Here is a 13,256-nt window from a genome sequence, read left to right as displayed (position 1 = left end):
AGTACCTATGTAAACACTTAACCATAGATTACCATAAAACTCCTGCTTAAAACGCACTATTTTGTTATTTTATCGTTGCTAATACAAGGTTTTATAGTTATCTAACGTATCTAACTAAAATTATTGGATAAAGAAGGATTGTCTGGTTTTCTTGTCGAACCTATACATAAATTGTAATCATATTGTTACTTGACGTCACGTAATATGCTTTTTGAAGTGAAAAGGGAGGGACCGAAATGAACTTACTAATCATCAGCTTTTTAGCAGCAGCTGTTCTTGCACTGCTAGCAAGCCTTTGGTTTCTAAAAACGCGCCCACGCTCAGATGACCAAAATGTTCATAAGCCTATCGTTTCAGTTACTGGGCAAGTAAAATCAGCAGAAGGAATTGATCAGGTTGCTATTTCAAAAATTGAAATGTATGAAGAGCATTTATTAATTAATCAAGTAGCCATGATTCCTCTTCAACGTATTCAGCGTGCTGAATTTGTCAAGCACGTCAAAAATGAAAAAGGCGCTAAAGGCTCACCTGTCCAACGTTATTTTGGAGAACTGACAATCCATTTCACAGATAAAAATGGAGCGGAAGCGTCAATTGTTTGCAGCACGCCGAAAAAGAATCAGTTCAACCATATCTATCAATATGATGTAATGAAAAAAGCAGTTAACAAAGCGTTAGGTATTGAAGATTTACAAAATCATCTCGCATTCCGCGAGCCGTACGAACTATAATCTGGTATTTTTTCCTATTTGTATCATAAACCTCCTTTTATTGCACAAGCTATATCCTATACATACCCAATCTAAGGAGGTTTTCACCATCGATCCGATTCAATTCTTAAAGTACTTTTGTTCCTTCGCCGGAGCAGGATGCTTAGCCTTTACGTATTATCATATGTTTAAAGGAAATAAAAAAGAAGACAAAGAAAGCAGTACGGATTGAGTACTGCTTTTTTTCGATTATTCATTTGTTTAAGTATGGTAGAATAAATATACCCTACACTGAACGGAGCGCTGCAAATGGATATTTATGATTATTTAGACCTACTGCAAAAAGATATACAGGCTTTCCCTATAGAGGAAATTGAACAGCGTTATTTTGACATTTGTACACAGCTTTGCGGAACTGATCTTGTAAAAGCTATTCAGCTCGTTTCGCTAAAAGACTACCAACAGTCATTACGAGATCTCTTGACTCAAGGTTTAACAACTGCACATTCTGCAAGTGCCAAAGCCATTTATTTTGAATACGACTTAGATAATGATTGGAACAGTACGATTTTTATCTGTGAAAATTACAGTCCACTTGAAGAAGATGATGATGAGTGGGCATGCGAGTGGATTGATGAAATAAATGGACCAAGCCTAGAATCGTTTGGCAAACTATACGAATCTCATGGCTTCGACGATACAAACGAAGCCATAGGCTCCACACTTTATCTCGTTGTACGGACAGTGTTAGCATACATGAGAGCATACCATGAGGTGAATGCTTCGGCTATAATGAACGTTTGTATTGGATTTCATGATCAAGATCCGGTGATGAGAATTAATGAAGCTGGCGTTTTATACTATGAATCATTATGAGTTTTCATCTCAAAATTTACATATTCTTATTACGCTTGCTATAAATCAAAAAATTCCCCATAAAGCCTTGGTCGATTGGTGCTCTTTCTACATATATGAAGCAGATAAAGAGGATGATCAAGTTCTATTGTTAGATGATAAAGCAAGAACTGTAATGCTAGATATAGACGCTCAGTGGGAGTTGTTTCTCACAAATACATTCACGGTATCTGAGTTACAAACTCTTAACTTAGACTTGATTAAACTGCCAGTTCAATGGCTAGAAGACTGGCTAGAAAAGCTTTAATTTATCTAGTATACAAAAACAAAACCACACCTATAAACGATGTGGTTTTGTTTTTATTAAAACGCCCAGTTCCCTTTTCTAAACACAGGCTCGCTTGTACCGTCAGCTTTAATGCCGTCGATATCCATTTCAGCTGAGCCAATCATGAAGTCAACGTGGGTGATGCTGTCGTTTTAGAGTGGAAAATTAGAATTCTGTGACCAATCCGTGACCACTGTGTGACCACAAAATTTATGCTCTTAAGCTTGTTATTAACGGTTTCCTAACACAACTCTTCATAAATACACTAAATAAAAAGGCGAGCAAATTGTTTTTGCTTTCCTTTTTTACTAGTTTTATTTTTGTTATATGTTTTTGTACTGCTCTATTGGAATTGCTTTGCTACCTCAAGTATTTTATCTTTGTACAACGAAATCTCATTTACATCATTTAGTCTATAAATAGTTTTTTCCTCATCGTTTAATTGTATATATTTATTAGCTGTATTGAACCCTAGCCTGCAAACCCATTTTCGAATGCTGTTGTCTAATAGCACATTAAAATAGCTTTTATTATCTCGGTAATGAACTCTACTTGAGTCAACCTCATCCTTTAATAGCAATTTTACAAAAACATATCCTTCTATTTCCTCTTCGGTTGTAACAATAGTTTCGATAGTAACTTTATCGTCAGCAACATGTTCATCCTTTAGAGCTTCATCTTTTTCCACTATATGTTCTTCATTGGCAGCTGAAGAATTTAAAGCTTTTTGAAGCTTGTCATTTACTTTTTCATTCACAAATTGTGCTAAAGATTTTTGAACGATTTCTCTAAAGTTATCTATGACTTTCTTTGTTTTTACACCTTGATATACATCACTCAAGATAAACTTAATAAACTCATCATTTGGTTCTTCCCATTGTTGATTTAGAAATTGCTTAATTTCACTTGTGTATTTTAATTCTGACGCTGTAGTAAGAACGTTGTCAACGTTAAATACGTTTTTTCTAAACTTTGCTATCTCATGTATATCATTGTCTCTAAATTCAAGTAGATTAAAAACAAAGAAAGGCTTAATATCCATTCTATTTGGTTCTTCTAAGTCTGTATAAAATCTATATTCAATGCCATTCGTTAGAATAGCAAATTTAGCTTTAGTCGTTCCAAAGTATCTAAATAGTTGAGAATCATGCTTTAGAAGTTTTTCATGTACACTTTTCGCTTCAATTAATATTACTGGATTTCCACTATCCATGATTGCATAATCAATCTTTTCACCTTTTTTTATACCAACGTCCGCTATAAATTCCGGCACAAACTCTTCGGGATTAAAGACATCATACCCTAATGCTTGTATCAAAGGCATAATCAAAGATGTCTTTGTTGCTTCTTCAGTCTTAATGTTATCTTTAATTCTTTCAATTCTGCTAGAAAGAGTTTTAATTTGTTGAATGAAATTTTCCATTTTATCTCCTCCTTATGTACTATTACTATGCTTAAGAAGGGAAACTATGAGATCATTTCAGTGTCTATTAGCAAATAAAAAATACACCTTAATTTTAACTTACTTATAGACTATCTTTTTAATTCTAAGTTTATGCAATTAATACATAAAAAATCAATCTCCTAGAACCTACACCTAGAAAATTGATTTTTATTAAGAACCTGTTGCTTTGACAATAAAACTAATGTTTCCTGAAAATTATTTCTATAAACTCATTGTCAGTTAACAAGTAAATCACAAAAATTCAAGTAACGATTAAATAATAATATACAGGTGTCTTTATCGTTAAGTGCTTCGTAAGTTTTTATCATATTTAAAAACCCTGCATGTCCACTAGATTCATATAAATAATCTAATATTTCTTGCCTTGTATTTACATTCTTTATGGCTGAAGCAAGACCATAGTGTAAGAACTTAGAATTACCTGTCCAAAAATTAGTACTTGGATAATTACTCTGTTTTAAATAATTCATAAATAATTGGATGTTACCTTTTATTTCACTAGTCTTGTTAATCAAAATATCCCAAGAGCTGAAATCTGTTAAAATGATTCTATTTTGATAGTTTTCAAGTTCTCTATAAACCTCTTCAATACCATCCTCAGTCGTTAATTTTTTAACTCTTTGAATAAAGTCATTCGCTGTTTTTCTTGGGTTATTTAGAGATTCTTCTTCTTCTTCAATTTCAAGGTTGAAATTTTTTCCATACTTTACACATAGTTTTTCGAACGTTTTCTTATCATTGACAATTTGAAAAGAATCTTCAACATTATTCCTTTTAGCATCTTCTATTTGTTTATAAGCTTTGTTAAAGGCTACAAGCTTTTCTTCTTCTGTATAAAGTTCTTGTTTTGCAATTTCTAGATATACTTGAAATTTTTGTTCATAGTAATCAGCTTTAGATTTGCCCTCATAACCATATTCAGGTTTATACTCTTTCATTCCTTCTTCAATACTTTCAATTGGAAGACCATTTTGTGCTTTACTACGTAATATTGATGTAATTGCTCTGTTTAAAATATATCTATGTCTATTTTTTCTAGGTAAAAGATCTTTGAATTCCTCAGCTAAATCAATGCCATTATTCTTAGAAACAGTTTTTATTACCTCATAAGGACCTTCACTCGTATGATCTCCGTCTGTAATTTCATATAGGCGCAAGGTGAGTTTGAAAACTTTCCTAGCATATTTCTTTTTTTCTACTTTAGAAACCCAGTTGTTTCTCCATATAACTTCTAAAGCTTCCGTTAATAAAGAACTGACAATAGTGTCTTTACGCCAACCATGTCTTAAAAGTCCCTCGTTCAACCCTTTTCTAAAAAAGTAATTGGCCTTTTTATTATCTACTACTGAAAAAAACGTACTTAAATTAAAGCATGTATCGATATATGAGGAGTAATCATCATGCCAAGAAGAGAGCTCTTCTTCAAATACTGCCAATTCATCTTCACCGACAAGATTTTTAAAATTATTTAAATTTAAACTATATAATTTTTTATAGAAGAGAAAAGGAATAATCTGATTTTCTTCTTTAATTAAAACATCTCTTAATTGATTTAAAGTCTGCTTACTAATGCTACTCATAGAAAAGATATGAGACCATAGCTCTGTAATACGATGCTTAAGAGACTGAGGTCTATTGTCAAAATATAAGTTAATATATCGAATATAATTTCTTACTACCAGACCTATATTTCTTTCCTTCATTAATAAAAGAACAAATTCTTTAAATAATGAGGCATACAGATCTAACTCACTGTAATAATCATTAAAATAATCGTCTCCTTTCCACGATTTAATATAGTTGTCAAGTGAACATGCATCTGTAATAAATGCCATAGTAGAAAATTCTAGATATTCATTATTCATAGACAAATCTAAAGTTCTTTTTTGTCTTAAGCTGCGAATTTTTTCATTAGCTATTTCTAATTCCGTTTTTGATAAATTCAAACCTAAAATCTTTTTATAAAAGAGAATAAATATATTATTTTTTATAAACTCTTCAGACAGTTTTGATACAAATTCTTTTATCTGAGAATGTATTGATCTAAACTCAATAAAGATAGGAAGGTACTCTTTTGTTTTTAAAATGTCTAGAAGAGCTATGGTTTCATATTGCGAAAGACTACTTAATATCTGAAAGAACTCCTCTTTTTTTTCTCTTAGACACACTCTGAAAAAAGACTTTACTAATCTTTCAGAACCAAATTCTTGTAGAATATCATAACCTTTTGATTCTGGTGTTTCAGGTATTTTATATCTATCTTTTACTACGTTATTAAAAACTTCTTCGACACTTTTTCCATCAATGACGATTTTTAAATAGAAAAAATCCTCAACAGAAGTCCAAAATGGATCCCTTAACCTTTTGCCATCACTTGGTTCTTCAAGAAAACCATTTTTCTTGTATAAATCGACAACATCATTTAATTGTTTATGCAATTGACGAGAAGTTTCTTCTTTCCTGTTCTTCCAAAAAACCACTATATTCTCTATCAAAGAAGGGATTTTATTTTCCCAAACATTTCTTAAATAGTTATTTGAGTAAGGTTGAGCTTTTTCTTCCTCGTACAACTTAAATTGGTTATTTATCTCATTAATATCCAGGAAAAGCTTTTCTTTTAACTTTAATTCCTCAAATATATTTTCATAGTTATCTATTTGTTGATTTGTAAGAGCGGGAAAAAACTCTTCTGAATTTATATAGGGTGAATCATCTACTCCAAATCCTCTATCATTTCCTAAATAAACATTGAATAGATTTAATTCGACCAGACCGGCAATATTATTTTCTTTGACATATTCTTTCCTAAGATATTTTAAAAATAACTCTTCTAAATATTCTCTATCATGTAATATCCCTAGTTCTCTTATGATTTTAGGTTTCTTTTCATATTCACTTTTCAACTTTTGGGTGAAAAAGTACTCTTGATACCTTCTATGTTGATAAATATAAGTAGAGTTTGGATTAGAGCTATCTACATATGAGCTTTCAAAAAATAAGTCTGTAATGTAATTAATAATGTCGTTCACATCTTTATAATTTAAGCGGTCTAATTTCTTAAGAATTATCTCTTGAAGATCTGTAATCGAGAACTCAAATTGGAATTTTTTTTGGTTTTGAAATGAAATTTCTTGGTTAATATCTATTATTGCTTTTTTCTTAGGGTTTAGAATATTTAACTCTTCAATATTTTTTTTATGTAAAGGATCCTCGATAAGCAAATCAATTTTTTTATTAAATAAGTCTAGAACAGCACTCTTTTCGTCTAAATTCATGATAGTGTCCCATAATAGTCTAACTAGTAATATATCCTTAACATCATCTATGAGCTTTTCATTGTCTTGTTTTAAAGCAGCCAACTTTGCTTTTTTATTCTCATTTTTTTTCACTTCAAAAAATTTATTTATGTACGTATTATCTAAATCAGCAATTTTATATTCTTTTATTTCATTAAAATAAATTCGTGCCTTAACCTTATTTAAATTTCCTTGTCTACAAGAAAAGATAATTTTTTTGGTATTACTTTTCTGAGACAACTCATGTATTTGAAAGAGAACATCTTCCGCCACTTTTTCACTTAACTCATCAAGCCCGTCAAAAAGGTAAATAAAATCAAGTTTTTGATTATTTAGCTGACTGTCGTTCTTTCTATGCCTAATAATATTTTCAAAGCTGTCATTAACACAATTTTTTAAATTTATTAGAACTGGCACCGCATTATTTTGAAGTAAAACTTCATGCATTTCTTTTTTATCTTGTTTATCTAAACCTCCAAACACTTGTAATAATTTATTAATTAGAATACTTTTTCCAGATCCAGGGTTTCCCGATATTAGAAATACATTTTGTTCTTCAGAAAGAAGGACTTGTGGTAAATCTTCTACCTTGTCACCGTATGTTGTTATAATCGGTAATGAAAGATATTCAGATGACTGTACAAATGTTAATAAGTTAGCATTTACACTATTCTTAATAAATCCATGTTCATCTCCTAGACCAAAAAAGAGTTGAGCCAGATCAAAATTTGCTGGCTCAGAAAGTTTTTTCATAAAGCTTTTATTCGTAACATATTCAATAGTAATCTTCTTAGCTTTGGATTTTCTATCGAGCTCTTTTTCTATTTTGGTTTTTTCTTTTCCGTTCATAGTTCGATCTTTATTTGAATAAACAAAGATTTTATCTAACTCTGGAAATGTATCTATAGCTTTATTTATCGAACTTTTAATTTGTTTCCAATCAAATTTGCTATCGAAAAATTTGGATTGGAATCCATACCTTTTACCGTTTACTTCAACTGGTTCTGTCTCTATCCCTGGCTGATTCTCGTAAGCAGTTATTTTGGGCACATTTAATTCTCTACAAAATAAATACATACATAGATCTTCAAATGTTTTTTGTTTGCTTTCCCCTCTCAAACCTAATTTATTCCAATCAATCTGTTCCATTTGATTTATTCACCTCTTAATTAACTCATTTTCACTAATATAATTCCTTAAATTATATTTTTTTCTATTTTTATCACTTATTATTTTATCATATAGAGATCTTAGGTTAGTTGATATATTCCCTTAAGATTACGAATCAGTAACTTTCCTCTAGCAAATATTCACGGGGCGTTTTGGGCTACCTCATGATTCAAATTAAGCTGACCTCCTAGTTCATCTTGAGCTAGCTTGTTATGACCCAGTTCATTTTGAACCACCTCAGTGTAGTCGTTTAACATGTAAATTGAAGTGTGTCCAGGTCGACTTTTTATTTCTAATAACTTTAACTTTTGAAGTTCCTTTAAAATTCTTTTCACAGTTGAAGTGGAACAACAAACTGCTTTAGCAATTGTTTCATGAGAAGGAAAGATAGAAGAACAATTTTTTAAAGAATATAGATAAAGGTAACAAAGCTTCTGGGTAGCACTATCAAATATTGTTTCTTCTTGAAGAAGCTCGTTTGTAATGACTGTAAATGGTTGTCTCGTATTATTTATAAAGTTTTCCATACTGTTTCTCCTTTTGACACGCCAAAAGAAGACATGCTAAGATTATGTTATAGCAGAGGTCTAAGCTTTTGTTTGAATTATGATAGGAGATGGTAGAGTGGCCAAACTCAATTACCATCTCCTATTTAATTATAATATTTTTCCCAATATTCTTATATTTTAAAGTTGAGCTATCTTCAATTTAAAGCATTATCAGAGAATAAAAATATAGCTTTCATAAGTAGCTCTAAAATATTGTACATAAATTTCTCCATTTAATTTAATAATTTTATTTTAGAATATATAAGCATTTCTAATCATATCCCTTACCCCCTTATAACACGATAGAATATACTTAGGAAGCCTTTTACAAGTTTAAGAGCAATACAGGAGGCTCTTAAGATGCAAGGAAGTATTAAAAAAGATAAAACAACAGGTAAATATTATTTCATAGTAGATATTGGTAGAGACGAACTAACAGGTAAGCGAAGACAAAAGAAAAAACGTGGCTTTACAACGAAGAAAGAAGCGGAAAAAGCTTTAGCGGTTGTACTAAATGAGTTGAACTTAGGTACTTTTATAGAACCACAGCTAATTGATTTAGACAGTTTTATAAAGGAATGGTTTGTAGAAAGACAGACTCAGCTAGCTAAAAGTACACTAAAGAATCATAAGTGCTTATATAGAAACCACCTTAAACCTAAGTTAGGTCATTATAAGCTACAAGATTTGAATCCAATCGTTCTTCAAAAGTTCACTAACAGTTTGGTAGCAGATTCTTCTCTTAGTCACAATTCTATTCGGAAGCTTTTATTTTTAATGAATCAGCTTATGAAGAAGGCACATGGTTTAAAGCTCATCTCTGAGAATCCATTAATACATGTGAATATACCACGAGAAGTAAAGTCAGAAATGAGTACTTGGGACTTGAAGCAAGTAAATTACTACATTGCTCATGCTAAACAAAATAGATATTATACAATTGTTCTTATGGCTCTTCTCACTGGAATGCGAAAAGGAGAAATTCTAGGGCTACGGTGGAGAGATATTGATTTTGAAAAACAGGTTATCTATATTAGACAAATCTATGACGGGTATGCAAAAGAACTTAAGGTAGGGGCTAAAACAGCGTCTGGTGTGCGTTCTATTCATATTCCTGATATGCTCGTTAATCAATTGAAAAAACAGCGTAAGAAAGTATTAGCTAATAAACTTAAACAAGGTATAGCTTACAACGACCATGACTTAGTGAACTGTACAAAGTTTGGCAACCCTTTAGATTCATCTACTTTATCGAAGAGATTTAAGAACCATGCTAAAAAACTTGGACTACCTGTGATACGATTTCATGATTTACGTCATACGCATGTAACAATGCTAATTCAGCAAAATGTGAATGTGAAGGTTATTTCCGAACGTGTTGGACACTCTTCCATTCAAATCACATTAAATCAATACAGCCACGTCTTGCCGAGTATGCAACAAGAAGTGGCTGATAAATTGAATACCTTATTCGTTAATATGTGACCAGCTTGTGACCAATTAAAAGGTTAAGGTGGTTAAAACCTTATTATATCAATATTTAATTCAAAACGCCCAGTTCCCTTTTCTAAACACAGGCTCGCTTGTACCGTCGGCTTTGATGCCGTCGATGTCCATTTCAGCTGAGCCAATCATGAAGTCAACGTGGGTGATGCTGTCGTTTGCTCCATTTTCAGCTAGCTCATCTTTTGACATCGTTTTTCCGCCTTCTAAGCAGAAGGAATAAGCACTGCCGATTGCCAGATGGTTGGATGCATTTTCATCAAACAATGTGTTGTAGAAGATAATATCTGATTGCGAAATTGGTGAGTTATGTGGCACTAGCGCTACTTCACCTAGATATTTTGCTCCTTCATCTGTATCAATAAGCTGTTTAAGCGTTTCTTCTCCGTGCTCTGCTTTAACACCTATAATTTTACCGTTCTCAAACGTAAGGGTAAAGTTCTCAATAAGATTACCTGCATAGCTTAGTGGCTTTGAGCTTGTCACTTGGCCGTTCACGCCGTCTTTTTTTGGAACAGTGAATACTTCTTCTGTCGGCATATTTGCCATAAAGTCATGTCCCTTTTCGTTTACACTGCCTGCACCTACCCAAATGTGCTTTTCAGGTAGCTCAATTGTTAAATCTGTACCCGGTGCTTTATAGTGTAATTTTGCAAAGTGCTTTTCGTTTAGAATATCTACTTTTTCATGTAGATTATCGTTATGCTTTGTCCAAGCTGCTACTGGGTTTTCTTGATCCACACGTACTGCTTTAAAAATAGCTTCCCATAGCTTTTCTTCTTGCTGATCTTCGGGTGCGTCTGGGAATACCTTTGCTGCCCATTCTTTTGATGGTACTGCTACAATTGACCAGCTAATTTTGTCAGACTGAATAGCTTCTCTGAACTTTTTCATCGCTTGACCACTCACGCGTTGGAACGTTGCAATACGCTTCCCATCAACGCCTTTTAATAGATCTGGACTGCTTGAAATAACGGATAAAACCGCTCCACCGTTTTCTACAAGTGCTTCGCGTTCTTGAACTCGCCATGCTGGAAATTCTTCAAAAACTTCATCAGCTGCTTTTTCATACTTTAAGCGAACAAGATAGTCATCTTTAAAATCAACGTCTACTGATTTTGCACCAGCTTCGTACGCTTTTTTAGCAATTTCACGTACGAACGATGCTGAAGCAACGTCAGCAGAAATATGTAAAACTTGCCCTGGTTGAATATTAACGCCAACCTTAACCGCTAGCTCAGCGTATTTTTCAATATTACGTTCAAAATTTAACATAATCTGTCCCCTTTACTAAAAAATTCTTCCACTATTATTTTAGCATAAACGAAGAGCGCAATGATAATATTTACGTTGTTAGTTTACATAATAAAATTACAGAAAATAAAAAACCTAATCACATCGATTAGGTTTTTTATTATTTCATGAGCACGCGTCGCTCGTTAAAGAAGAGCTTATAGCCTAGGTAGATAAAATATAAAATAGAAGCCAAAAGCACAGCAATCCACATGTAATAGAGACCTTCTGCTCCCCATACGCCTGTTAAGTTAAAGAGTGCTGGAATGGTAAGCGTAATCCACGACTGAACAACGGCGACTTTTCCCACATATTCTGTAATATCTCGCTCCTGCGTGTTGATAAAGTAAAATAAAAACCAAAGAAATGCCCACAGCAACCAAGTTAAGCCGTTTACAACGTCGCCATACCTTGTAAAGGCGATTGTCATATAAACAAGCGCTAAAATCGATACCCAAAGCGAATAATAGCCAAGGCCTGTACCTTCCATTCCTTTGATAACGGTTACACCAACGTACAAATACGTTAAGCCAAATAAGAAAATAGCGGCTTTTTCGTAAAGCACCCAGTTTGTTTGATCTGAAACAATAATTAAATAGAACGGCGCAATCATTTGAAAAACTCCGACAAACAGATTAAAAACCCCGACGTTTTTGTCGTTTGCTTTTCCTAAAAGCATCAGTCCGTTTAAAAAAAGCGCTGCTCCTGATAGTAATAATCCAATGCTGTCCATGTTATCGTAAAGAATACTAGATTCTTTACTACCTCCTTTACATGTGCTCGAAGTATTGTATGGTTCTTATCTTTCCACAAAAGAAAAAAGCAATCCTGCCCGCAGCAGAAATGCTTTTCCTTCTTCATTTGTTTTATAAAATAAAGCTTACAATAATAGCTGATAATACACTTACTAACGTTGCACCGTACAATAAGCGTAAACCAAAGCGAGCCACCGTGTTCCCTTGTTTTTCACTTAAGCCTTTAACAGCTCCAGAAATAATACCGATTGAAGAGAAGTTTGCGAATGATACTAAGAATACTGAGACAATCCCTAGCGTACGCTCACTAAACTGTCCGGACATATCTGCTAAGTTCATCATTGCTACAAACTCGTTCGTTACAAGCTTTGTTGCCATAATTCCACCAGCAGCTACCACTTCTGAACCTGGAATACCCATAATAAACGCAAATGGTGCGAACACATAGCCAAGAATTTCTTGGAATGAAATTCCGATTACCATTTCAAAAACGTTGTTAATGGCTGCGATTAGGGCAACGAAACCAATAAGCATTGCTCCTACAATGATGGCTACTTTAAATCCATCCATGATATATTCGCCAATCATTTCAAAGAACGTTTGTTTTTCTTCATCTTGCACTTCTAAAATATCTTCATCTGCGCTTACTGTATACGGATTAATAATGGACGCGATGATAAAACCACCAAATAAGTTGATAACGATTGCTGTTACTACGTATTTCGGCTCAATCATCGTCATATAAGCACCAACAATTGACATGGACACCGTTGACATTGCGGACGCACATAACGTATATAAGCGGTTTGGTGGTAATTTATCCAGCTGTTTCTTTACTGTGATAAAAACCTCTGATTGACCTACAATGGCAGAAGCTACTGCATTGTAAGATTCCAATCTTCCCATCCCGTTAATTTTACTTAACACAAGACCAATACCTTTCATGATAAAAGGTAAAATCTTAAAGTGCTGTAGAATCCCAATTAATACCGAGATAAATACGATTGGAAGCAGAACCGTTAAGAAAAATGGCGCCGTTCCTTCGTTCGCTAAGCCACCAAATACAAATTCAATTCCTTCAGCAGCATATTCCAATAATTTATTAAACGTTGTTGCAATGGCATCAATGATGATAAAACCAAACTTTGTGTTTAATAGAAGCATTGAAAGTAGTAGCTGAAGTACAACCATAATAAGGATTGGCTTATATTTAATCCCTTTTTTATTGTTACTTGCTAAAAATGCTAAACCAAACACAATTAATAACCCTAGTATTCCAATTAAGTATTGCATGTAATAGACTCCCCACTAGTTGTATAAATTCCCATTTAAA

10 protein-coding genes and 1 pseudogene are annotated in these 13,256 nt (G+C 33.0%); 4 read left to right on the top strand and 7 right to left on the bottom strand.

Annotated elements, in window-relative coordinates; genetic code table 11:
- The first annotated feature begins 236 nt into the window (after window positions 1-236).
- The 3 genes from V2145_RS07460 (at window position 237) to V2145_RS07450 (ending at window position 1,872) form a co-directional block, all read left to right on the top strand.
- Complete coding sequence (locus V2145_RS07460) at window positions 237-731, top strand: hypothetical protein (RefSeq protein WP_311857722.1); 495 nt, start codon at window positions 237-239, stop codon at window positions 729-731.
- Between the two features lie 288 nt (window positions 732-1,019).
- On the top strand, window positions 1,020-1,586 hold the full coding sequence (locus V2145_RS07455; RefSeq protein ID WP_330987467.1) for a hypothetical protein: 567 nt from the start codon (window positions 1,020-1,022) through the stop codon (window positions 1,584-1,586).
- Entirely contained in the window at window positions 1,573-1,872 is a 300-nt protein-coding gene (locus V2145_RS07450; RefSeq protein ID WP_142299139.1) for a hypothetical protein, read from the top strand. Before V2145_RS07455 ends, V2145_RS07450 begins: the two co-directional genes overlap by 14 nt.
- Window positions 1,873-1,928: 56 nt before the next feature.
- Here V2145_RS07450 and V2145_RS07445 read toward each other — a convergent pair.
- The 4 genes and pseudogenes from V2145_RS07445 to V2145_RS07430 all read right to left on the bottom strand — a co-directional run.
- Window positions 1,929-2,045: pseudogene (locus tag V2145_RS07445) on the bottom strand (aminopeptidase); the annotation flags it as partial.
- 191 nt (window positions 2,046-2,236) lie between these two features.
- On the bottom strand, window positions 2,237-3,316 hold the full coding sequence (locus V2145_RS07440) for a type I restriction endonuclease (RefSeq protein ID WP_330987466.1): 1,080 nt from the start codon (window positions 3,314-3,316) through the stop codon (window positions 2,237-2,239).
- Window positions 3,317-3,573: 257 nt separating this feature from the next.
- The gene (locus V2145_RS07435; RefSeq protein ID WP_330987465.1) at window positions 3,574-7,803 is read right to left on the bottom strand and encodes an NACHT domain-containing protein; all 4,230 of its coding nucleotides are present in this window, start codon (window positions 7,801-7,803) and stop codon (window positions 3,574-3,576) included.
- 161 nt (window positions 7,804-7,964) lie between these two features.
- On the bottom strand, window positions 7,965-8,351 hold the full coding sequence (locus V2145_RS07430) for a helix-turn-helix domain-containing protein (protein ID WP_330987464.1): 387 nt from the start codon (window positions 8,349-8,351) through the stop codon (window positions 7,965-7,967).
- Window positions 8,352-8,732: 381 nt separating this feature from the next.
- Between V2145_RS07430 and V2145_RS07425 the strand changes: the two genes are divergently transcribed.
- Complete coding sequence (locus tag V2145_RS07425; protein ID WP_330987463.1) at window positions 8,733-9,857, top strand: site-specific integrase; 1,125 nt, start codon at window positions 8,733-8,735, stop codon at window positions 9,855-9,857.
- A 60-nt stretch (window positions 9,858-9,917) separates the two neighbouring features.
- Here the strand turns inward: V2145_RS07425 and V2145_RS07420 are convergent, their stop codons facing one another.
- The 3 genes from V2145_RS07420 to V2145_RS07410 all read right to left on the bottom strand — a co-directional run bounded on the left by V2145_RS07420 (window position 9,918) and on the right by V2145_RS07410 (window position 13,216).
- Window positions 9,918-11,150: an aminopeptidase gene (locus V2145_RS07420; protein ID WP_330987462.1), complete on the bottom strand. Its 1,233-nt coding sequence runs from the start codon at window positions 11,148-11,150 to the stop codon at window positions 9,918-9,920.
- A gap of 139 nt (window positions 11,151-11,289) precedes the next feature.
- Entirely contained in the window at window positions 11,290-11,901 is a 612-nt protein-coding gene (locus V2145_RS07415) for an AmiS/UreI family transporter (RefSeq protein ID WP_094910332.1), read from the bottom strand.
- A 133-nt stretch (window positions 11,902-12,034) separates the two neighbouring features.
- Entirely contained in the window at window positions 12,035-13,216 is a 1,182-nt protein-coding gene (locus tag V2145_RS07410; RefSeq protein WP_094910333.1) for a NupC/NupG family nucleoside CNT transporter, read from the bottom strand.
- Between the last annotated feature and the right edge of the window lie 40 nt (window positions 13,217-13,256).

It is taken from the genome of Priestia sp. GS2 (genome assembly GCF_036409025.1).
Classification (GTDB): Bacteria; Bacillota; Bacilli; order Bacillales; family Bacillaceae_H; genus Priestia; species Priestia aryabhattai_A.
Note: the sequence above shows the minus strand (reverse complement) of the source record. Positions and strands in the feature narration are given on the sequence as shown.